Annotated in this window: 17 protein-coding genes; 10 read left to right on the forward strand and 7 right to left on the reverse strand. The window is 33.4% G+C overall.

Features of this window, described 5'->3' with window-relative positions; genetic code table 11:
- Window positions 1-13 precede the first annotated feature (13 nt).
- Entirely contained in the window at window positions 14-610 is a 597-nt protein-coding gene (locus DKT72_RS11675; RefSeq protein WP_111308925.1) for a riboflavin synthase, read from the forward strand.
- 186 nt (window positions 611-796) lie between these two features.
- On the opposite strand, the gene dinB is transcribed toward DKT72_RS11675, so the two are convergent.
- The gene (dinB, locus tag DKT72_RS11680) at window positions 797-1894 is read right to left on the reverse strand and encodes a DNA polymerase IV (RefSeq protein ID WP_111308926.1); all 1098 of its coding nucleotides are present in this window, start codon (window positions 1892-1894) and stop codon (window positions 797-799) included.
- 77 nt (window positions 1895-1971) lie between these two features.
- Here dinB and DKT72_RS11685 point away from each other — a divergent pair, with 77 nt between their 5' ends.
- The 3 genes from DKT72_RS11685 to DKT72_RS11695 are packed head-to-tail and all read left to right on the forward strand — an operon-like array spanning window position 1972 to window position 3589.
- Window positions 1972-2574 carry a DUF2238 domain-containing protein gene (locus DKT72_RS11685; protein ID WP_111308927.1) on the forward strand — a complete coding sequence of 201 codons (603 nt, stop codon included), beginning with the start codon at window positions 1972-1974 and terminating at the stop codon, window positions 2572-2574.
- The gene (locus DKT72_RS11690; RefSeq protein ID WP_111308928.1) at window positions 2571-3038 is read left to right on the forward strand and encodes a CYTH domain-containing protein; all 468 of its coding nucleotides are present in this window, start codon (window positions 2571-2573) and stop codon (window positions 3036-3038) included. Before DKT72_RS11685 ends, DKT72_RS11690 begins: the two co-directional genes overlap by 4 nt.
- Before the next feature lie 17 nt (window positions 3039-3055).
- Window positions 3056-3589 carry a YciI family protein gene (locus DKT72_RS11695; RefSeq protein WP_111308929.1) on the forward strand — a complete coding sequence of 178 codons (534 nt, stop codon included), beginning with the start codon at window positions 3056-3058 and terminating at the stop codon, window positions 3587-3589.
- A gap of 4 nt (window positions 3590-3593) precedes the next feature.
- On the opposite strand, the gene pbpC is transcribed toward DKT72_RS11695, so the two are convergent.
- From pbpC to DKT72_RS11715, 4 genes are all read right to left on the reverse strand, one after another.
- A complete protein-coding gene (gene pbpC, locus DKT72_RS11700) occupies window positions 3594-5945 on the reverse strand; it encodes a penicillin-binding protein 1C (RefSeq protein WP_111308930.1) in 2352 nt (783 codons plus the stop codon).
- Window positions 5946-6035: 90 nt separating this feature from the next.
- A complete protein-coding gene (locus tag DKT72_RS11705; RefSeq protein ID WP_111308931.1) occupies window positions 6036-6347 on the reverse strand; it encodes an antibiotic biosynthesis monooxygenase family protein in 312 nt (103 codons plus the stop codon).
- Window positions 6348-6358: 11 nt separating this feature from the next.
- Window positions 6359-7147, reverse strand: coding sequence for a hypothetical protein (locus DKT72_RS11710; RefSeq protein ID WP_111308932.1), 789 nt, complete (start codon window positions 7145-7147; stop codon window positions 6359-6361).
- A gap of 48 nt (window positions 7148-7195) precedes the next feature.
- A complete protein-coding gene (locus DKT72_RS11715; RefSeq protein WP_111308933.1) occupies window positions 7196-12766 on the reverse strand; it encodes an Ig-like domain-containing alpha-2-macroglobulin family protein in 5571 nt (1856 codons plus the stop codon).
- A gap of 226 nt (window positions 12767-12992) precedes the next feature.
- Between DKT72_RS11715 and amaB the strand changes: the two genes are divergently transcribed.
- The gene (amaB, locus tag DKT72_RS11720) at window positions 12993-14546 is read left to right on the forward strand and encodes an L-piperidine-6-carboxylate dehydrogenase (RefSeq protein WP_111308934.1); all 1554 of its coding nucleotides are present in this window, start codon (window positions 12993-12995) and stop codon (window positions 14544-14546) included.
- A gap of 154 nt (window positions 14547-14700) precedes the next feature.
- On the opposite strand, the gene DKT72_RS11725 is transcribed toward amaB, so the two are convergent.
- Together DKT72_RS11725 and DKT72_RS11730 are read right to left on the reverse strand one after the other, a co-directional pair.
- Entirely contained in the window at window positions 14701-15834 is a 1134-nt protein-coding gene (locus DKT72_RS11725; protein WP_111308935.1) for an ATP-binding protein, read from the reverse strand.
- Between the two features lie 33 nt (window positions 15835-15867).
- Entirely contained in the window at window positions 15868-16620 is a 753-nt protein-coding gene (locus DKT72_RS11730; RefSeq protein WP_111308936.1) for an SDR family NAD(P)-dependent oxidoreductase, read from the reverse strand.
- A gap of 278 nt (window positions 16621-16898) precedes the next feature.
- Between DKT72_RS11730 and DKT72_RS11735 the strand changes: the two genes are divergently transcribed.
- The 5 genes from DKT72_RS11735 (at window position 16899) to DKT72_RS11755 (ending at window position 22610) form a co-directional block, all read left to right on the forward strand.
- On the forward strand, window positions 16899-17900 hold the full coding sequence (locus DKT72_RS11735; RefSeq protein ID WP_111308937.1) for an AAA family ATPase: 1002 nt from the start codon (window positions 16899-16901) through the stop codon (window positions 17898-17900).
- Window positions 17901-17977: 77 nt separating this feature from the next.
- Complete coding sequence (locus DKT72_RS11740; RefSeq protein WP_111308938.1) at window positions 17978-18844, forward strand: DUF58 domain-containing protein; 867 nt, start codon at window positions 17978-17980, stop codon at window positions 18842-18844.
- Window positions 18845-18851: 7 nt separating this feature from the next.
- Window positions 18852-20537 (forward strand): BatD family protein, encoded by a 1686-nt coding sequence (locus DKT72_RS11745; RefSeq protein ID WP_235841696.1) that lies wholly within the window; start codon window positions 18852-18854, stop codon window positions 20535-20537.
- Window positions 20537-21544: a vWA domain-containing protein gene (locus DKT72_RS11750; protein ID WP_111308939.1), complete on the forward strand. Its 1008-nt coding sequence runs from the start codon at window positions 20537-20539 to the stop codon at window positions 21542-21544. Before DKT72_RS11745 ends, DKT72_RS11750 begins: the two co-directional genes overlap by 1 nt.
- Before the next feature lie 22 nt (window positions 21545-21566).
- Window positions 21567-22610 (forward strand): vWA domain-containing protein, encoded by a 1044-nt coding sequence (locus DKT72_RS11755; RefSeq protein WP_111308940.1) that lies wholly within the window; start codon window positions 21567-21569, stop codon window positions 22608-22610.
- Window positions 22611-22650: the final 40 nt, after the last annotated feature.

Genomic DNA, 22650 nt, shown 5'->3' on the forward strand with positions numbered 1-22650 from the left:
AACAGATAATAATATGTTTACTGGAATAATTGAGGATTTAGGAGTTGTGTCTAATTTAAAAGAAGAGTTTGATAATCTTCACATCACTATAAAAAGTGTTTTAACCTCAGAATTAAAAATAGATCAAAGTGTAGCCCATAACGGTGTTTGCTTAACAGTGATTGGTATAGATAACGACCAATATACAGTTACGGCCATAAAGGAAACTTTAGATAAAACAAATTTAAAAACTTTAAAAATTAATGATAGCGTGAACCTTGAACGAGCCATGAAACTTGGCGATAGGCTGGACGGGCATATGGTACAAGGACATGTCGATCAAACCGCTGTTTGTACACATATTGAAGGGGCTAATGGGAGTTGGGTATTTACTTTTAAGTATGATGCTTCGCTTAATAATATAACCATTGAAAAAGGCTCCATAACCGTAAATGGAACAAGTTTAACGGTTGTTAATTCTAAAACGGATAGCTTTAGTGTAGCCATTATACCATATACTTATAATCATACTAACTTCTCTACGTTTAAAGTGGGAACCATGGTAAATTTAGAATTTGATGTTTTAGGAAAGTATGTAGCTAAACTTTTAAGTTTAAAAGCGAATAACTAAGCTTTTATCGTTTTTAGTACCATAAAACAACGGAACACTACCATAGGAAGACCATGCAACCTGACGACAGTGAGTCTAGCTCTTGAGCAAAGCATACACAGTTATTAGTACAAATAGAATGGATGCTTTTTTATTTCATAGTTCAAAAAAACAAAAATATTAAGAGGATTTTTTATAAGAGGATAACTAAAATTCAAATTTCAACTGTACGCTTATACTTTTACTTTCTGGTTTTTTAATAGCCTCTGTATTTAGATTTGACATAGATATGCCCAATAATCGAACAGAATTATTTAATTTTTCTTGAAATAATAGATCTTTTGCTGTCTCAAGAATTATCGATTTATCGCTTATGAAATAGGGCAAAGTTTTACTTCTGGTTTGAAGTGTAAAATCACTATATTTAATTTTAAGAGTGACGGTTTTTCCTGATACATTGCTTTTTATAAGACGTTTTGAGACTTCATCTGCAATATGTTCGAGTTTTTCTAACATAAAAATTTCACTGGATAGGTTTTCTCCAAAAGTACGTTCGGCGGCTAATGATTTTCTAATCCGATTAGGCTTAACATCACTGGTATGAATCCCTCTAACGACATAGTAATAATACCTTCCAGATTTCCCAAAATGCTCATCTAAATACTCCATGGATTTTAATTTTAAATCCAACCCAGTAAATATTCCTAATTGGTACATTTTTTCAGCAGTCACTTTCCCAACCCCATAGAATTTTCGAATATCCAATTGTTCTAAAAAGCCAATAACGTCTTCGGGGTTCACTGTTTTTTGTCCGTTGGGCTTGTTATAATCGCTGGCAACTTTAGCTATAAATTTATTGATGGAAATTCCAGCGGAAGCCGTTAATCCAATTTCATTGAATATGCGCTCCCGTATTTCTTTTGCAATTAATGAAGCGCTAGGGTTTCCCTTTTTATTTTGGGTAACATCTAAATAGGCTTCATCAAGAGAAAGAGGTTCGACCAAATCGGTATAATCATAAAATATTTTTTTAATTTTTTTAGAAATTTCAGTATATCTTTCAAAATTTGGCCTTATAAAAATAAGTTCTGGACATAATTTTGCGGCTAAGTTTCCGGCCATCGCGCTTTTTACACCATATTTTCTAGCTTCATAGCTAGCAGCACTTACTACCCCACGTTTACCGCCACCACCTACAGCTATAGGTTTGCCTTTAAGTTCTGGATTATCCATTTGTTCTACAGATGCATAAAATGCATCCATGTCAATATGAATAATTTTTCTAATTGGTAAATCAGTTGACATAATTATGGAATGTGTTCCCCAAAAATACTATATATTTGAGTAAATAGCTTTTGATTGAAATTTACTAATCTTTGCCAATGAAGTTTATTTACTCTTTGTTGTTTTTAATATGCTTACTATTAATTTGGTCGGCTATTAACCCCCTGGAATATTTTACATGGTTTTTGGAAATTATCCCAGCTATAATGGGTACTGTTATTTTAATAATAACATTCAAAAAATTTAGATTTACTAATCTAATATATTTTCTTGTTTTTATTCATTGTACCATTTTAATTATTGGAGGACATTATACTTATGCTGAAGTTCCTTGGTTTAATTGGTTAGAAGACATTTTTAATCAATCTAGGAATAACTATGATAAATTAGGACATTTTGCTCAAGGATTTGTTCCCGCTATGATAACAAGAGAGTTGCTAATTAGAAAAAAAATCGTGTTAAGTAAAAATTGGCTAAATTTTATTATTGTTTGCATTGCTATGGCAATTAGCGTTACTTATGAATTTATTGAATGGGGAGTTTCCATTATAACGGGAGATGGTGGTGATTCTTTTTTGGGAACACAAGGATACATTTGGGACACACAATCGGATATGCTATTTGCCACAATAGGAGCTATTACTGCTTTAATAACCTTATCTAAAGTCCATAATGAAAAATTATCAAAATTGAAAAAATGATTGAAATAGAACGTAAATTTTTAGTAACTTCAAGTTTATATAAAAAAGAAGCATTTAAACAGTCTAGAATAGTTCAAGGATTTTTAAATACCGATAAAGAACGAACTGTAAGAGTAAGGATAAAAGGAGATAAAGGCTTTTTAACAATAAAAGGAGCATCTAGTAATAATGGATTGTCTAGATTTGAATGGGAAAAAGAAATATCACTGATAGATGCTGAAAATCTTTTAAAAATATGCGAAAAAGGAATTGTTGAAAAAACACGTTATGAAGTCAAGATAGGAGACCATATTTTTGAGATAGATGAATTTTATGGAGATAATGAAGGTTTAGTGATGGCGGAAGTGGAGTTAACAAATGAAACTGAGGCCTATGAAAAACCAAATTGGCTTGGTCAGGAAGTTACGGGAGATATACGTTATTATAATTCTCAATTGAGCAAACAGCCTTTTAAAACTTGGTAATCATTTAAAATATAAATATGAAGAAATTAATTTTGTCGATATTACTTATAACATTTCTTTTTTCTTGTAAAAAGGAATCTGAACTTAAACATTTGGAAGATCGTTTAGATAGCTTAGAAGTGAAAGATATAGATACATTAGATTTAGAGACTGCCCATAAAAAATCGATTAAAGAGATTAAGGCTGAACTTACAGCAAATGGATTTGAAACGTATGATTATATTGATGAAAAAACAAAAGACACCATTTTAATGCAGCAATATTTCATAGCGTTTTTAAAGTCAGGTCCAATTAGGTCACAAAATGAGGAAGAGGCAGAACTGTCACAAACGGAACATTTAGCACATTTAAATAGAATGTATGAGTTGGGATATGCAGATATTTCAGGGCCTTTTGGAGATAATGGTGATATTCGAGGCATTACTATTTACAATGTACCAACACTTAAAATGGCAGATAGTTTAGCTAAATCTGATCCTATGGTAAAAAAAGGAAATTTAATTGTTGAAATACATCCTTGGTGGGCAGCAAAAGGGTTTCCTTTAAGATAATAAATTACTGTGAAATCTCAATAAAACGTTTGGCTTCATTTCCAAATTCATCTACAACGGTGATACTATGTTTTCCTTCTTTTGGAAGGATAGCAAGCTCATGAATGTCTTTTGTGGTTCCAATAAAAGTGTCATCTAAATACCAAAACAAAGTGGACTCTGGTTTTGAGTGTGCTATTTTTAAAATGAGCTCATTCGTTTTTCCGTCAAAATCTTTAGGCAAAAACATAGTGTTATTTTCCTTTGGGTAAATAAATTGCATGGTAATAGTGTTTTCACCTAAACAATCACTTCTAAATTTTGGTAAGGATTTGTAAAAAGGATTTTTTGTTTTATAGTAATATGCCATTAAAGGAGGCAAAACAAACCAAGATTTGTGAACCATAGTACTTAAATCGTCACAAGACGAATTGACTTGGTATATTTCTGTTTTATCTAAATGCACTAAAATATGATATGGGCAAGGTTTTGTTTTCAACCCGCTTAATTGAATAAATTGGGTCTCAATATCAGGACAGTTTGGAGAAGCTCTATAACCACTTTTTTTACAAATATCAACTTCCTGCATGTCGTCAAAAGGCTTTAAAAACCATGGACTATTGGGTAATAAGCTAAAGACGTCAAATAAAATAGGTGCGGCGGTTTGAACGCCAACTAACCCGGGTCTGCCTTCACCATCAGCATTTCCAACCCATACACCAACGACGTAATCTTTGGTGGTACCAATCGCCCAAGCATCACGAAAACCAAAACTGGTACCTGTTTTCCAGGCTATTTGTTTTGAAGAATCAAAAAACTCCCAGCTTTCGTCGCCTTCGGGTCTGTTCACTTCTTTCAAACTTTCATAAGTTAAATAGATGGACGCGGCATCAAATAATGTTTTATCAGATGTTTTCTTTCCAAAATCAATAATTTCAGAATCTAAAAACGTAGGTTCGCAAAATTCATTGGTAAAATATTCACTTGAGGTTTCAGAAAAATGATTTAAGGTTGAAGACAATGCCGCATAGCTTTTACATAAGTCCCATAAATTACTTTCGGCACCACCAAGAATTAAAGAGAGTCCATAATGATTGGCATTATATTTTAAGTCTTTAAGATTTAGTGCTTTTAAATAATGATGAAATCTATCCAATCCAAATTCTTGTAACATTCTAACAGCTGGCACATTTAGAGACCTAGATAAAGCTCTACTTGCGGGTACAGCACCATCATAGGTTTTATTGTAATTTTCAGGATTATAACTTCCAAATTGTGTGGGTACATCGGCAACCAATGTATTGGGCAACATATCGCCAGCATCCAACATGGCAGCATATAAAAAAGGCTTTAAAATACTGCCAGTGCTTCTGGGTTTGTCTATAATATCTACATCTTTTTGGTGGGCTTTATCGGTTGGTGAATTTCCTACATAAGCCATTACGCGTCTCGTTTTTACATCTAAAACCAAAACAGACATATTGTAAATTTCATTCTGACTTAATTGATTGTAATGATTTTTAACAATGCCATTTACTTGCTCTTGTAATTTTATACTAATGGTGGTTTTTACTCTTTCACCTTCATTAGTTTTTGAAACTTTTTGTAATAAATGTGCAGCGATTTGTGGAATAGCATATGGTTTTTCAGGAATACTTTCTGCGATTGATAATTTATAGGTTAAAGCATCTATCTTGTTATTTTCCAATAATTTTTTAAGAAGATTATTTCGCTTAATTAATAAATCTTCTTGGTTTTTACCCGGATAAATAAGGCTAGGAGCATTTGGTAAAACCGCCAGTGTGGCACTTTCTGCCCAAGACAGTTCCTTTGCATTTCTATTAAAATAACGCCAAGATGCCGCATCTAACCCCACAACATTTCCACCAAAAGGCGCATTGCTGGCATAATAAGATAAAATTTTGCTTTTTGAAGTTCTAAACTCTAATCTGGTAGCTAAAATAATTTCTTTTAACTTTTCAAAATAGGTTCTTGATTGTCCTTTTCGTGATAAGCGGATTACTTGCTGAGTAATGGTGCTTCCACCGCGCTTAATACCCCCAGATTTAAGATTATCTCGTAAGGCTTTAAAAATAGACACTGGATTAAAACCTGGATGTTTATAAAAATATTCATCTTCAAACTGAATGATGCAGGTTTTAAATTTTTCTGGAACACTATCGTTTTGAGGAAATCGCCATTGACCGTCCTTTGCAATTTGAGCCCCTAACAATTCGTTATTGGAACTCGTAATAACGGTTGCCGTTGGTTCTTTAAAAAGTTGCCTTGGTAAAGAAAAATAATAAATAACTAAGACAACGGCGATAATTGCCGACTTTATTTTATGACGTTTTATGTAATTTATTATTTGTTTCAAACTTTTTGGTAAAACGTCATTGCGAGTAGAACGAAGTCATCTGTTCCATTTAAAAAGATTGCTTCAGTCATGCTTCCTTCGCAATGACAGCTAAATACTAAACTCATACTCACGTTCTACTTTGCAAATTCTTACGTTATACCAACTATACCAATCTTTTTGTCCTTTTAGTTGTGCTTGCAAATGGTCGTTTTGTTGTTTCCAGTTTTTTATGGCTTCTAAATTGTCCCAATAACTTACAGTGATGCCAACATCATTTCTGGCACTATCCATTGCTAAAAAACCAGATTGTGTTTTGGCGAGGGCTTCCATTTTTTCAGCCATCTCATTATAGCCTTCAAGAGTTTCTCTTTGTGTTGAGGTGAAAATGACAGCATAATAGGGTTTGAAATTTTTGTCCATCTATAGTTTTCCTAATTATTTATATCTGTATAATGATTAAAATTGGGAATACTTTTACTATATTTTTCGTAAAGAATATTTTTTGAAATGAACTCTCCATAACTACTTAAGTAGTACATATGTCCTTCTTTTTCAACAATATCATTTGTGATTAAAAAAGTTAAATCTTTCTGGTCTATTTCATTAAAATAATTTTCCGAATCTCTAATATGAAACCCATAAAGAAGTTTAGAAACTTTATCCCCTTTTTTATTTTCTAAAATTTCATTCCTGAATTTATTCAAGTAAGATGTTCTGGTTTTTTCATACTTTTTTTCGGCAATCAAATTTGGCTCTTCGGATAAGTATTCAGCCATAAGACTTAATTCTTTAAATTTTTCAGACTCTTTTTTTAACTGTTTCTTGCAAGTTGATATTTCTAACTCAAGTCTTTTTATTTCAATTTCTTTATAACCCGATATTTCATTATTAATTTTTTTCTTTTTTATCTCTCTATCTCTTCTTCTATTTTCGGAAACATAATAGACTACATTAGAAATCCAAGGAGCAACCCAAATTAGAAAGGCAGTAATTAATAGAGGTACAAAATAAATATTAAGAAAATTGAAAATTGAATGGGGGTTAAGATATTTTGATACAAAATCTAATCTATTAACAGAAAGTCTTTCCTCACTTACAAAAAAAGTAACGTAAGTTATTTTCCAATTCCAGATAATCCAAGCTAAAAGTAATTTTCCAATAAAAGGATTACTAACCCTTTCTTTTATTGCATCTTTTAATGATTCTGTTGTTTCTTCCATAATATTAAGCTTTCAATTATAAGCTTCCTGTATTTACAAAGATGATAATTACTTTTCAACAGTAACCCATTGTCCCTTAGTTCTTACTAAATACTCATGATCGTACATAGCTTCTGCTTGAATACCTGGCAGATAATAGGTTCCTAAATATGATGCATTTAGCATGACATTAAAGGTTTTTGTACCGTAATTTCCTTTTTTTGGCATATCAAAATAGAAGTTTACACGATCATCTCTAATATCAGTAAATCGTGCTTGACTGGTTGTTGTGTCACCAAAATCGGTAAAACGTGTATTCACAATGTCCCAACCAGAGGGAAAAATCTGGGTTAAAGCCACATCATTTACAGCCTGGTCTTTAAGATTACTAACACTTACCGTGGCTACAAAATCCTGTCCTTGTTGTAATTTTGAGATGTCTATTGTGTTGCCTTTCAAATCTTTATAAACTACTGATAAACTCAAACCACGTTGTTCTGCAAATTCTTCTCCCAATGGCAATTTACCCGAGTTTAAAACACGGACATACACCACATTATCTTTATTGTTAGTAAATGATAATGTATTGTTTCCATCTACAATTAGCAAGTCTCTTTGCGCCAAAGCACTTTTAGTATTGATGGACATCGTTTTGCCATTTAATGTATAACTAATATTGAGTTCTTTTCCGCCATTAGCTTGTACCATTTTTGCCATGGCCAGTAAACTGTAAGCGGTTGTTTGTGTACTCATCCAGCTATTGCTTGATAAGTCTTTAGCAATGTATTGTGCCAATTCACGCATTTTCGGATTTTTAGTAAGCACCATAGTTTCTAATGCCATAGCACGATTTCTATCTACCGACCCATACGTGTAATAGTTATAATTTGATGGCGTGAAATTAATATTAGCCGATTTGGAAATATTATTGCTCGCTTCTTTTTGTCCAGCTAAGGCATAAGCCGCAGCCAATCGCCATTTGGCTTCGTTGGAAATTTCAGTAAATTCTCTTAATCGATTCATGGCTGCCAAATCTGGACTTCCGGCTAAAGCCAACGTATAAAGTCTGTAGGCTTGTGCTAAATCTGAATTATAGGTTTTGTAACTAGGTCGCCAATTTCTAGCAGCTTCTTTTTGATAGTTTATCCAATTACTTTTAAAAGTTAAAGGCAATACAAATCCTTTCTTTTCTGCTTCTAACAGGAAATGCCCAGCATAACTTGTGCCCCAATCATCCACAGAATTTTCTCCCATCCAATAACTTAATCCACCATTTGCTTTTTGGAAATACCCTAAACGTTTAATGGCTTTTTCAATGTTTTTTTGAATGTCTTGTTTTTTATCAAAAGTTAAATCGAAAATGTCATTTAAAAATAACTGAGGGAACGCACTAGACGTGGTTTGCTCAACACAACCATGCGGATATTGAATTAAGTACTGTAATCTACGTGAGAAATCCATAGGAGGCATCGTTGAAAATTCTATTGTGGCAGAATTGGTGCCATATACACCAAAGGTTGCAAAATCCATGCTTTCTGATGCTTTTGCCTCTAAGGTTTTATCTATTGATTTTGAAGATATCGGATTCGGGTTTTCGACATCTATTTCCACCTTATAGCTTGATGTTTCACCATTTCCTGTAGCCACAACTTCAACAGTATTGATGCCTTTTGCTTTACTAACATCCAGTTCAAAATACATCATTTCTTCATCTGGTTTGTCAAAATGAACAGATTTAGATGCGTTCCCAACTACAGAAATACCTTTGCTTAATTTCAAATTAACAGTAACATCTTTTACTTTAGGTTCCATGGCAAATAGGGTTACAGGAAGTGTTACTTTTTCACCAGGGCTTAATTTCCGCGGAAGCGTCGCCAATACCATTAATGGTTTTTTTACTTCCCCCGATTTATCTGTACTGCCGTAAGCTTCTTTTTCCTTATTTCCAGCAACGACCATGGTACGAACTGCACCAATATAATTTGGCAATTTAATTTTATGGGTTTTTTGTTCGCCAGCCTTAATAGAAAAAGGGCCTAAATAAATTACCACCGGTTTAAAACGATTGGCTTTTTTGTTTTTTCCAGCGGCAGCATTACCATCACCACCAATAGCAAATACTTGATCCACACTTCCAGAATAGGCTCCAATAACATCATCAAAAATATCCCAGGTTTTTACACCTAAAGCTTCACGAGCATAAAACTCGTCCCAAGCATTTGGTGTTTTAAAACGTGTTAAATCGAGCAAACCTTCTTCCACAACAGCAACAGTATAGGTCATGGGCTTCTTGTTTTTTTCTGAAACCACAATGTCAAAGGCTTGTTCTGGGCGCAAGGTATTTGGCATTTTTAATTGGGGCTCTAATTTGGTATTTGGGTCTTCTACCATAATGGGAATGATGCCATATAAACGGATTGGTAAATCGTTGGCTGTAATGGCATGTGGCTGTAACAATGAAATATTCACAAACACATTGGGAGCCATTTCTGAGGTTATCGGGATATTAACAGTGGTTTCTCCTTGGTTGGTTTTTACCCAATGGTAATCCAACACTTCAGTACCATTTTCTATGCTTACCAAAGCGCGACCTTCACTACCAGATTGAAATGTTATTTTAGCAGTTTCGCCAACATTATACTGTTCTTTATCTGCTGAAAAAATCAACATTTTAGCAGCTTCTTTATCTGCCGAAGGCGATTTTTGCCACCAGTTTTTATAAAAATAGGCCGTTCTTCCTGTGGCATGACCACTTACAGGGTCTGAAATTCTAATGAGGTAACGTCCACGTTCATCATCTGGAATATTTAAAGTAAAACTGCCTTTTCCATGAGCATCGGTATTTATTTTTTTATCTAAATAAGGTCTGTGATAACTGCTGGATGTGTAACTTGCTAAATCATCATAAGAAGAATTCCACCACCAACGCCATTCAATTTTATACACTTTAACCTCTAAATTATTTCGTTTTATGGGTTTGCCATTGGCATCAACTACTACCACATCAAAGGTTTGATTCTCATCTGTAAAAAATGAATCATAGGCATTTCCTTTAGGGGAACGCATACCTACAAAAGATTTGTATGGGGCATATTGTTTAGTGAAAGCATCCATAGAGAAATCACCGCCATTTTCAAAAGCTCTTACTAAAAATTGTACGTTCAACATCCCAGGCGCATTTTTGCCAACTTCTAGTTTTTTATTGATTTTTGCGCTCCCTTCTTCATTTATCATGCCTTCAAAAACATTGATTTCTTCAGTTTCAAATTGTCTGGTTGGATCGTTAAAGGTGTAATCTTTATAGTTTTTAAAACTGGTATTTGCAGAAGAAAACTTCGCTTTAATTTCAGTTTTTAAATTTTTGGCAGGCGCACCATGCAACCATTTTACATCCAAAGTTCCGTTTAAAGGTTCTGCTCCCGTAATGATATCGTTTTCAAAATCGATTTTTATTTTTAAGCGATTTGGTTTTACGGTTTCAATTTTTAAACTTTTATAAAAAGTGGCTCCACCAACCGATATTTTTGCGTTGTAAGTGCCAGTTTTATCTTCTGGAGATGTAGGAACGGTAAATGTATAGAAATTGTTGAGGTTGTTTGAAGTTACATTGTTATAAACCAACTTGCCATTCGGATCGGTTATTTGCAATTTTATAGGATGCCCTTTTGGTAACGGATTCGAAAAATCATTCAATATAAATGTTAAATGAAGGGTGTCTCCTGGCCTCCAAACCCCACGTTCACCATAAATATATCCTTTAAGTCCGCGTTGTAATTTATTTCCAGATACATCAAATTTACTTAACGATAAAGAGTTGCCGTCTGCCAGCTTTATATAGGTGGTGTTTTTTCCTTTAGAAACAATGGCAAAAGCAGCATTTTTATTTAAATCGAATAAGGTTAAACCTTCTTCATCGGTTGTTTTACTTGCTAACTCTTGTTGTTGAAAATTATAAAGTTTTACAGTAGCCTCTGCTTCTGGATTGGTGGTTAAAATATTGGTAACAGCAAAATAATAGGAGTTATTGGCACCTTGTTTTGCGATAACACCAAGGTTTGATGCCAATAAATTTTGAGACACTATTTTCTCTTGATTGTAATAAGCATCATGGCAAGGATTATTCTCTTCACGCCAATTATAGGTATAGTTTTTATATTGGTAAGTTAAATTATCCCAATAGGCTTCTTCGCGTAAATCATCATCGTCGTATTCATCGGTTTCTATATAATCATCACCTTCGTAGTATTCGTCATCATAATAATCTTCATTGTTTTCTAAGTTTGTTGTTTTAGAATTCGCATCACAATTATATAAAGAATAACTTTTATTAAAACTTAATTCTACACGATAAATCGCTCCTGGATCAGCTTTAAAAAACTTAGATAAATCAATACTATAAGCTTTCCATTTGCCTGTATTTTCGGCTTCAGTTTGTAATTGAATGGTTTGTTTGGCAATGCGTCTGCCTACTTTTTTAATGTCGTAACTATTGGCGTTAGATAAATCACTGTCTTGTAAAAACTGGAGGACATTATCTTCAAATATTTTAATTACTCTAAAATCAACCGCTTTTAAATTAACCGCTTCAAAATTGAATTTTAATTCTTTGGAATTTGGTAAAATACTCCCATTACTAATTAAACGTACTTGTGGTTTTAAATCTTCAAATGCAATGGTTTCAGAGAATGGTTTTTTAAGTTTATAACCTTCAGTATTTGTAATGCCTTCAAATACATCAACCTGAATATTCCCCACCAATTTAGAATCTGGATATACTTTAAGCACATTGCCATCCACAATATATTTGGGGTTTTTTACATTTTGAAGCGTCACCAATCCATCAAAATTTTGTTGTTTTTTTAAAGGATCAGAAAAGTTTATGGATAGATATTGCTCTGGTACTTGAACCACATTTACATTTACAATAGTGAAGTTGTTAATACCCGGGATAGTTAGTTTATTTTCACCTTTAGTATCCGATGTAATGGCATCGCCATTCCATGTTACAAGAATGTCTGTGTCTTCAATTTGACGATGAATACTATCAATTTTAAAGTCAAAAGCCTCACCCTTTTTATTCAGTTCATTGAAAACAATCGATAATTTCTTTTTATTCTGATAGGCTTCGACTAATTGTTTGGCTTGTTCCAAAGAGATAATATCGGCACTTTTTATAACACCTTCAACATATTGCCATTCTCTACTGTAGGATTGTAGATTATTGGTAACAAGATTGAAATTTGGCGTAATCGTTTTAAATTGAAACGTGTAGTTGCTAAATTCTTTCGGGATATTTTTATAAATATCTTCCAATTTAACCGTAACAGTATATTCGGTGGCAGGTTTAAGATACTCATCGGGAGTAAAAATCAGGGTATGCTTGTTTGCCGTTTTTAGGGTTCCTTGCACATAAGGTTCTATTTTTATTATATCTGCTGAAATATTTTTGTCTATATCCCAACCTTCAACATCTTTAGTTAAATTTATAATGATTGGTTTTGCCACTGATGACAAACCAGATGTTGTATAGCTTATATATTCCTTAAATTTAAATAGGTTATCGGTTTCAGTTTCTTTTTTTTTGCAGGCATTGACTAGTGCTATAATAGCAAGAAAAACCAGGAGTTTTTTTGGAGACATAGATTAATGATGTTTAATGAAATTAGCGTAAAAGAATGTGGACTTTTTCTTGTTAAACAATTTACGTGGAATTTTTTAAATTTAGATTTTTGGGTTGTGTTAAATAAGTCCTAAATTAATGAATTAAAATTAACAAACGGGTTCTAGGATCTAACAATTCAATATAACTAATTAATTTATTGGTATCTTAGTGATAATTTTTTAAAAGCGTAAAAATTAAAACGAAATGAAAGCATTAGCCGCCAATTTTGGTATAGATAAAACTTTAAAAATATTAGGTTTAAAAGATGTAAATGAAGGCACTTCAACAGGATTGACTAGTTTTTTTGGAAATGAATTATTAGAAAGTTATTCCCCAGTTGATGGGCAATTGATCGGGAAAGTTACTATTACAAATGAAGAAGCTTATGAAAAGGTAATGGATGCTGCCACCCAGGCATTCAAAACATGGAGAACTGTGCCTGCACCTCAACGGGGTGACATTGTGCGCCAATTTGGAGATAAATTGAGACAAAAAAAAGAAGCTTTAGGCAAGTTGGTGTCCTATGAAATGGGTAAAAGCTATCAAGAGGGTTTGGGTGAAGTACAAGAAATGATTGATATTTGTGATTTTGCAGTCGGTTTATCACGACAGCTTCATGGACTCACCATGCATAGTGAACGGCCAGGGCATCGCATGTATGAGCAATATCATCCGCTCGGTGTGGTGGGTATCATATCGGCATTTAATTTCCCAGTAGCTGTTTGGGCCTGGAATACGTCCTTGGCTTGGATTTGTGGTGATGTTTGTGTTTGGAAACCCAGCGAAAAAACACCTTTATGTGGCGTTGCTTGTCAGAATATAATAGCCGAGGTTTTGTCTGAAAATAATCTACCGGAAGGTATTTCTAATTTAATTAATGGCGATTATACAGTTGGGGAGTTTATGACGAAAGACCCTCGAATTCCTTTAATTTCTGCCACGGGTTCTACCAGAATGGGTAAAATAGTGGCGCAAGAAGTGGCGGCACGTTTAGGTAAAAGTTTGTTGGAACTTGGAGGAAACAATGCCATTATTGTAACCCCTGATGCCGATATTAAAATGACCGTTATTGGTGCTGTATTTGGTGCGGTTGGAACTGCCGGACAACGGTGTACATCTACCAGACGCTTAATAATTCATGAAGATATTTATGATAAGGTAAAGAAAGCGATTGTTGATGCGTATAAGCAATTACAGATTGGAAATCCGTTAGATGAAAATAACCACGTGGGTCCCTTAATTGATAAAGATGCCGTAAAAATGTATCAAAATGCGTTAAAGCAAGTTGTTGAAGAAGGCGGGAACATACTTGTGGAAGGTGGCGTACTTTCTGGGGAAGATTTTGAGAGTGGTTGTTATGTAAAACCTGCCATTGCAGAAGCAAAACCAGATTTCAAAATAGTGCAGCATGAAACCTTTGCGCCTATTTTGTATTTATTGAAATATTCTGGAGGTGTTGAAAATGCTATTGATATTCAAAACAGTGTGGTGCAAGGTTTAAGTTCTGCGATTATGACCAATAATTTACGGGAAGCCGAATTGTTTTTATCTGTTCAAGGTTCTGACTGTGGTATTGCCAATGTAAACATAGGGACGTCTGGTGCGGAAATTGGAGGTGCTTTTGGTGGCGAAAAAGAAACAGGCGGTGGCAGGGAATCTGGTTCTGATGCTTGGAAAGTCTATATGCGTAGACAAACCAATACTATAAATTATACAACAGAGTTGCCTTTGGCACAGGGCATTAAGTTTGATTTATAGAAAATAAAAAACCTTGTCTCCAATCCAATTATTTTAGGGAAAGACAAGGTCGTATTTAAATGATTAATAGCAATACAAAAATAACTTTTATTTTCACACGAATGATAAGTAGAATGGACTTTAAAGTTAAATTTATGTAAAAGATAAAACTTAATTAGCTGTATTTCACTTTTCTTAAAATTCGCATGGTTTCTTTGTAAATGCTATATAGTTCGTCTCCATAATTTTTTATATATGGCCTTACATCATTAAGTTTGTCAATGGCTTCATGGAATAAATTAAGATAACATATTAAATAAGTGGGTGGTAAGTTTTTTAAATCATTTTCTTCTGTAACAGTTAAAGTTAATCCTTTTTTAAGTTTTTCTAAGATGGCGTTGTTGCTGTTGTAAATATGAAATAATGTTTTTTTATCGAATTGTGGTGGCTCAAATATTAATGTGGTATCTATATTATATGTTGCATTATTTTCAAAACTAATAATGGTTTCCTCTAAAGGGTAAAATTTATAATTATTTTGAAATCCAAGTTGAACATATTCAATGATTTTAAAAGTATCTTCATTATACGTAATGGACACTTCATCTAACGTGGAAAAAAACAGTCTTACTTGTTCATTAATGAGCTCAATATCTACTCTAGAATAGTAAACATCGTTTTTAACTACTTTTTTTTGTCCAGACCAACATAGCACAAAATACTCTTTAAAGACTTTGTATTGCGGGTTGTAATCCACTCTTTTTTTTAAAAAGTCGAATACCCCATTTAAAGTATGTTCTATATTGTTTTGGGCATTGTTTTCAATTGCCTCAACAATTTTAGAATTGATATCTTTTATTTCAATATCAAATACTTTGGGCATACTCATGCTACCATCTCTAAAGAATACCGAACCGCCATAATACTTCCAAATGTTTTTTCTCAAAGAAGTTATTTTACCTGTAGCTCTAATAGTTACTAGTCCCACAACTTTGTGGTCTGGTAAATGAGGAAACGGAATATTCTCATACTGCACTATAGGTGCATTGGTCAAATAGGCGTTGATGAGGTTTTGTATTTTACTGTCATCAAAAAAATCGACCCCAACAATCTCATTATTGGAATCATCTACACCAATTACAATGTATGAGTTGTTTTTAGGATTGCTATTAGAGAGCGCACAAATATGTTTTAAAAACTTGGCCTTACCTTCTTTTTGGCTAATATCAATTTTTAGTTTTTTATCATAAAAACTATTTTCATCGTTATGAGCTAAAAGATGTTTAATAAGGAGGCGTTTGTTAATCATAGCTGTTATTCCGCAAAGGAGGGAATCTCTTAATTAAAATTCCTTCTTCAAAATAGTTGAGCTTGCTTGGGCCGTTGGAAACACTAATAGATCTGCAATATTTACATGTTTGGGTCTAGAAATAACAAAGTAAATAATCTCAGCAATATCTTCTGCTTGTAATGCATCAAACCCTTTATAAACATCATCAGCAATTTTATCCCCTTTAAAACGCACCTTAGAAAACTCGGTTTCAACCAAACCAGGACTTACAGCACCTACTTTTATTCCATAAGGATTTAGGTCTATTCGCATACCTTCGGTAATTGCCAACACGGCATGTTTAGTGCCACAATATACATTGCCTTTAGGGTATACTTCTTTACCTGCCGAGGAACCAATGTTTATAATATGACCTGATTTGCGCTCAGTCATTTGGGGTATGATAGCTTTGCTAACATATAACAAGCCTTTCACGTTAATATCTATCATGGCATCCCAATCGTCTATATTTCCACTTTGTATGGGATCTAAACCATGGGCATTTCCAGCATTATTTATCAGAATATCGATGTGCTTAAAATCTTCAGGAAGTGACTCAATGGCTGTAAATGTTTCGTCTTTATCACGTACATCAAAACACAAAGTATAAATTTGTGTTAAGGGTTCTAGTTCTTTTTTAATGGAATTTAATCTATCTTGCCGCCTTCCGCAGAGAATTAAATGGATATGATGCTTTGCAAATTCATACGCTGTCGCTTTACCAATACCACTTGTGGCTCCTGTTATTAGGGCTGTTTTATTCATTTAATGTATTTTTTTGACTTCGATTTAGGTTAAATGTCTAAATTTCATTTATAAAAATACCTAATTATGTTTTAATAATTTATCAATCTATTGCTAAGTTATCTACATCGAATGTTATATGAAGTTTCAATTGTACGGTTTTATTATTTTTAACCTATAATTAACGTAGTTAAATTTTAACATTTAACCAATTATTAACAGCGAACGAAGAAAAATTTTAACAATTTGCATTGCTCGAATAAGGTCAGTATATTCGGGCTTTAAAAAACTAAAAAATGATGGAAGATACAGGTACAATTGATATTAAGTCAATTAACGAAAAAATTGAAAGAGAAAGTGCTTTTGTTGATTTACTTATTTTAGAGATGAATAAAGTGATTGTTGGACAAAAACACATGGTTGAACGATTGCTTATTGGTTTATTAGGGCAAGGGCATATTTTATTAGAAGGTGTTCCTGGGTTAGCAAAAACATTGGCGATTAATACTTTGGCGCAAGCTGTTCATGGTAGCTTTAGTCGTATACAGTTTACACCCGATTTATTGCCAGCTGATGTTACTGGAACCTTAATCTATAACATGAAGCTTAATGATTTCTCAATAAAGAAAGGACCCATTTTCGCGAATTTTGTTCTGGCAGATGAGATTAACCGTGCGCCAGCTAAAGTACAATCAGCTTTATTAGAGGCCATGCAGGAAAAACAAATAACTATTGGGGATGAAACCTTTAAACTTGATAAGCCATTTTTGGTTATGGCAACCATGAATCCTGTGGAGCAAGAAGGAACCTACCAATTGCCTGAAGCACAAGTAGATCGTTTTATGCTAAAAACCGTGATTGATTACCCAAAAATTGCTGAAGAGCAGTTAATAATGAGAGCTAATATGAAAGGCGCTTGGGAGAAAGTAAATCCAGTAGTTTCCGTAGAACAAATTATAAATGCACAAAAAGCTGTTCGCGAGGTTTACATGGATGAGAAAATTGAAAAATACATTTTAGATATCATCTTTGCAACCAGATATCCAGAGAAATATAAACTTGCCGATTTAAAACCATTAATTTCTTTCGGAGCGTCTCCACGTGGAAGTATCAATTTAGGAACCGCAGCAAAATGTTATGCCTTTATTAAACGTCGTGGTTATGTGATTCCAGAAGACGTTCGCGCTGTGGTTTATGATATTTTAAGGCACAGAATAGGTATCACTTATGAAGCTGAAGCCGAAAACGTAACTTCTGTCGATATCATCAATAAAATCGTAAACGAAATAGAAGTACCTTAAAATTGACAGTTGATGATTGACCATTGATTATTAAGTCATAATAAATCAATAATAAACATTCAATAGACAATTCAAAAATGGATACTAAAGAATTACTAAAAAAAGTACGAAAAATAGAGATTAAGACACGTCGTCTGTCTGATCATATTTTTGGAGGTGAATATCATTCTACCTTCAAAGGACGTGGTATGACTTTTAGTGAAGTACGCCAGTACCAATTTGGAGACGATGTACGGAATATTGATTGGAACGTTACGGCAAGATATAGCGAACCTTTTGTAAAAGTTTTTGAAGAAGAACGGGAACTTACCATGATGCTTATGGTAGATATTTCGGGTTCTGAATTATTTGGTACTGTTGAACAGTTTAAAAATGAAATAGTTACCGAAATAGCTGCAACTCTGGCGTTTTCTGCCACACAAAATAATGATAAAATAGGATTGATTCTGTTTTCAGATAAGGTAGAACTTTATATTCCACCGAAAAAAGGCCGTTCGCATGTACTACGAATTATTCGTGAACTAATTGAATTTGAAGCCGAAAGCAAACAAACCAATTTGGCTGAAGCCTTAAAGTTTTTATCGAATGTCATGAAAAAGAAAGCCATTGTATTTGTGCTGTCTGATTTTATTGCAGACGATTATCAACAGACTATGAAAATTGTATCCAATAAGCATGATGTAACAGGAATTCGGGTGTATGATCAACGGGAAGAAGAGATACCAAATTTAGGAATGGTACAAATGCAAGATGAAGAAACGGGCGAATTAATGCTTGTTAATACGTCATCAAAAAAAGTAAGACTTAATTACGGTAAATACTATCAAGAAAAAGTGGATTATTTTAAAGATAGCTTCACGAAATCTGGTGCAGGTACTATCGATTGTCGCGTTGATGAAAGTTACGTAAAAAAAATGCTAGGATATTTTAAAAGAAGAGGATAAACGATTTATGAATTACGATTTTAGATTTACGAATAAAATAACTTTTGGGAACGGTTTTGGATTTTTGCGTATTGGCTATCGGTCATCGATCATCAGCTTTCTGTCTATTTTCTTTTTCCTTTTTTCTTTTTCCTCCTTTTCGCAGGTAACATCTTCAATCGATTCTACAAAAATTAAAATTGGAGAACAAATCACATATAAAATTGAGGTTGAAACGTCACCGAGTAAACTTGTCGTATTTCCAGAAGGACAAACGTTTATGCCTTTGGAAATGATAGATTCTTATCCGGTTGATACGATCAAAAACAAAGACAAATACAATCTTATTAAAAAATATGGATTAACACAATTTGATTCTGGAGCATATACCATTCCACGCCAAAAAATTATTGTTGGAGACAAAACATTCTTCACAGATTCTTTAAAAGTTGAGGTTAATAATATTGCTATTGATACGACAAAACAAGGATTGTATGACATTAAACCCATTATTGAAGTTAAAGAAATTGGTAGCGATTGGTGGAAATACTTGCTTTATACCTTATTGGCTTTAGCCATTGTTGGCGGTTTATTGTATTGGTTTATTTGGCGTAAAAAGCCTTTGACTGAAGCTGAACAAATTGCATTACTTCCGCCTTATGATAGAGCAAAACTGGCTCTAAAAAAATTAGATGAAGCTAATTATTTAGAGAATGAAGCGATAAAGGATTATTACTCTGAACTGACTTTTATTATCAGAAAATATTTGGATGAAAAAGTTTATGATAAAGCTCTAGAAAGTACAACAGACGAACTTATAAATCGATTAAATTTATTAAAAGAAGGAAACCAAATCGATTTAAGTAAAGAAGACATTATAAACTTAGAAAGAATTTTAAAACGTGCCGATTTGGTTAAGTTTGCTAAATCTGCTCCAGATATTGAACTAGCAAAATTTGATAGAAATACGATTGACATTGAGATAGATCATGTTAAAGAAGCATTACCAGAACCAACGGAGGAAGAAAAGCTTTTAGATGCTAAATATAAAGAAGAACTTGAACGTAGAAATAAAAGAAAGAAAATTTGGTTAACGGTTGGCATTTGCGTTTTTCTGCTTTTAGCTACCCTCACAGGATTTTCAATTAAATATGGATTTGGGTATGTAAAAGATACCATATTAGGTCATGATACCAAAGAATTGTTGGAAGGCGATTGGGTTACAAGCGACTATGGTTTTCCTCCTATAACAATTTCAACACCCAAAGTTTTAAAACGACTAGAAACACCACTTTCTGATGAGTTAAAAGGAAAAATGAAACTCACAACTTTTGGATTAGATAAAAGTAAAAAGTTCACCCTGTTTGTGTCTAATACCACACTTGCCCAAGCTCAAGATAGTATAGATATAAATAAAGGAATAGAAGGAAGTTTAAAAACATTAGAAAGTAAAGGGGCTAGAAACATTTTATCGCATAACGAAAAGTTTGTGACACCCAATGGAGCCGAAGGTGTTAAAACAACAGGAACTATGCAATATCCTATTGAAGGGACTCAAAATTTTGTTGACGGTAAATATATATTGTTAAGCTTTGTTGCAAACAATCAAGTGATTCAACAAATATTGATGGCATGGCCGCAAAATGATAATTATTCAGATGATATGGCAGAGCGTATTTTAAATTCAGTCGAACTTAAAAAAGCCGAAGAGTAATGTTTGAAGGAATAGAATTTGTAAATAAGCAGTTTTTTTGGTTGATGTTAGCATTACCCTTAGCCATACTTTGGTATGTGCTTAAGTATAAAAAACAAACAGCAGAACTTAAAATATCTAGTTTAAAGGGTTTTAAAATAACAAGTTCGGCATTGCCAAAATTCAAACATGTGCTATTTGCGTTGCGTTTATTGGCATTAGCTTTATTGATTACAGCTTTAGCCAGACCACAATCGGTAGATGTATCAACAAAAACAAAAACAACCCGAGGTATAGACATCGTTATGGCAATAGACGTGTCTGCCAGTATGCTTGCCAAAGATTTGTCGCCTAATAGATTAGATGCATTAAAAAAAGTAGCCTCAGAATTTATAAAGGGAAGGCCTAATGATAGAATTGGTTTGGTTGAATATGCTGGAGAGAGTTATACGAAAACACCAATTACAAGTGATAAGGCCATTGTTCTGCGTTCTTTAAGTGAGATTAAATACAATACGGTTATTGAAGGAGGGACAGCAATTGGCATGGGACTAGCAACAGCTGTTAACCGATTAAAAGACAGTAAGGCAAAAAGTAAAATCATTATTTTGTTAACAGATGGAGTAAACAACTCTGGATTTATAGACCCAAAAATTGCCAGTGAATTAGCTGTTGAATATGGCATTAAAGTGTACACTATTGGCTTGGGTACTAACGGAATGGCTCTTTCTCCTGTTGCTATAGATCCAAGAACAGGCGATTTTCAATATGCTCGTGTACAAGTAGAAATAGATGAGGCGCTATTAAAAGATATCGCAAAAGTAACTGGCGGAACTTATTTTAGAGCTACCGATAATCAAAAATTAGAAGAAATATATAACGAAATTAACAAGCTGGAAAAAACAGAGATTGAAGAATTTAAATATTCTAATTATCAAGAACTGTATAGACCTTTGGTGTTTTTAGCATTAGGTTTCTTGCTTTTAGAATTTCTGTTAAGAAATACACTATTTAGAAGTTTTGTGTAAATAGTAATATCAAACAATTAGGATGGACTTATATCAATTAGACGAAAAAGTATGGTTTTGGGTTTTAGGCATTATTCCAGTAATAATCCTATTCTTTTTGTTGCTTCAAATTTGGAAATATAGAGTACAAAGTAAATTTGCCGATAAGCAATTACTTAACAGGCTAAGCCCAAACAAATCGACATTCAAATCTATATTAAAAATTGGAGTGCTCTGTTTGGCTTTTGCATGTTTAGCCATCGCCCTTGTAAATCCAAAAATAGGCACTAAGCTAGAAACCATTAAGCGCGAAGGTGTTGATATTGTTTTTGCTATAGATGTCTCTAAAAGTATGCTAGCTGAAGATATTGCACCAAACCGTTTAGACAAAGCAAAACAACTAGTTACTCAGATTATAAATAATTTAGCAAGCGACCGTATTGGTATTATTGCCTACGCAGCTAAAGCGTTCCCACAATTGCCAATAACAACAGATTATGCAGCAGCAAAAATGTTTTTAGGTAACATGAATACAGACATGATGTCCTCTCAAGGAACCGCCATAAACGAAGCTATTAAATTATCGGAAACCTATTTTGATAATGAAGAGCAGACCAATCGAGTGCTCATCATTATTTCTGATGGTGAAGATCATAGCGAAGAAGCTGTTGCTATGGCAGAAGAAGCAAGTAAAGAAGGTATTCGCATTTTCACTATTGGTGTGGGTGATTTAAAAGGAGGCCCTATTCCAGAAAAAAAGAATGGTATTGTTTTAAATTATAAGAAAGACAATAATGGCGAAACGGTTATTACAAAATTAAACGAAGAAACACTTCAGGGTATTGCCGCTGCAGCTAACGGGATTTACATTAATGGAAAAAACACCAGTGATGTTGTAAAAAGTATTGGAGACATCTTAAATAAAATGGATAAAACAGAGTTTGAAACCAAACAATACGCCGATTTTAAAAGTCAGTTTCAATGGTTTTTAGGCTTTGGTATTTTCTTTTTGTTTTTAGATATTTTCTTGTTAGAACGAAAAACAGGTTGGTTAAAAAAATTGAATTTATTCAATGAGAATTTTTAGACTCTATAAATGCTATCAGATTTTATAAAATTTTTAACTA

This window comes from Confluentibacter sediminis (assembly GCF_003258355.1).
GTDB lineage: Bacteria > Bacteroidota > Bacteroidia > Flavobacteriales > Flavobacteriaceae > Confluentibacter > Confluentibacter sediminis.

Coding starts and splice junctions, on each gene's coding strand:
- DKT72_RS11675 (WP_111308925.1), top strand. CDS start 14: ATGTTTACTGGAATAATTGAGGATTTAGGAGTTGTGTCTAATTTAAAA.
- dinB (WP_111308926.1), bottom strand. CDS start 1,894: ATGTCAACTGATTTACCAATTAGAAAAATTATTCATATTGACATGGAT.
- DKT72_RS11685 (WP_111308927.1), top strand. CDS start 1,972: ATGAAGTTTATTTACTCTTTGTTGTTTTTAATATGCTTACTATTAATT.
- DKT72_RS11690 (WP_111308928.1), top strand. CDS start 2,571: ATGATTGAAATAGAACGTAAATTTTTAGTAACTTCAAGTTTATATAAA.
- DKT72_RS11695 (WP_111308929.1), top strand. CDS start 3,056: ATGAAGAAATTAATTTTGTCGATATTACTTATAACATTTCTTTTTTCT.
- DKT72_RS11705 (WP_111308931.1), bottom strand. CDS start 6,347: ATGGACAAAAATTTCAAACCCTATTATGCTGTCATTTTCACCTCAACA.
- DKT72_RS11710 (WP_111308932.1), bottom strand. CDS start 7,147: ATGGAAGAAACAACAGAATCATTAAAAGATGCAATAAAAGAAAGGGTT.
- DKT72_RS11715 (WP_111308933.1), bottom strand. CDS start 12,766: ATGTCTCCAAAAAAACTCCTGGTTTTTCTTGCTATTATAGCACTAGTC.
- amaB (WP_111308934.1), top strand. CDS start 12,993: ATGAAAGCATTAGCCGCCAATTTTGGTATAGATAAAACTTTAAAAATA.
- DKT72_RS11725 (WP_111308935.1), bottom strand. CDS start 15,834: ATGATTAACAAACGCCTCCTTATTAAACATCTTTTAGCTCATAACGAT.
- DKT72_RS11730 (WP_111308936.1), bottom strand. CDS start 16,620: ATGAATAAAACAGCCCTAATAACAGGAGCCACAAGTGGTATTGGTAAA.
- DKT72_RS11735 (WP_111308937.1), top strand. CDS start 16,899: ATGGAAGATACAGGTACAATTGATATTAAGTCAATTAACGAAAAAATT.
- DKT72_RS11740 (WP_111308938.1), top strand. CDS start 17,978: ATGGATACTAAAGAATTACTAAAAAAAGTACGAAAAATAGAGATTAAG.
- DKT72_RS11745 (WP_235841696.1), top strand. CDS start 18,852: ATGAATTACGATTTTAGATTTACGAATAAAATAACTTTTGGGAACGGT.
- DKT72_RS11750 (WP_111308939.1), top strand. CDS start 20,537: ATGTTTGAAGGAATAGAATTTGTAAATAAGCAGTTTTTTTGGTTGATG.
- DKT72_RS11755 (WP_111308940.1), top strand. CDS start 21,567: ATGGACTTATATCAATTAGACGAAAAAGTATGGTTTTGGGTTTTAGGC.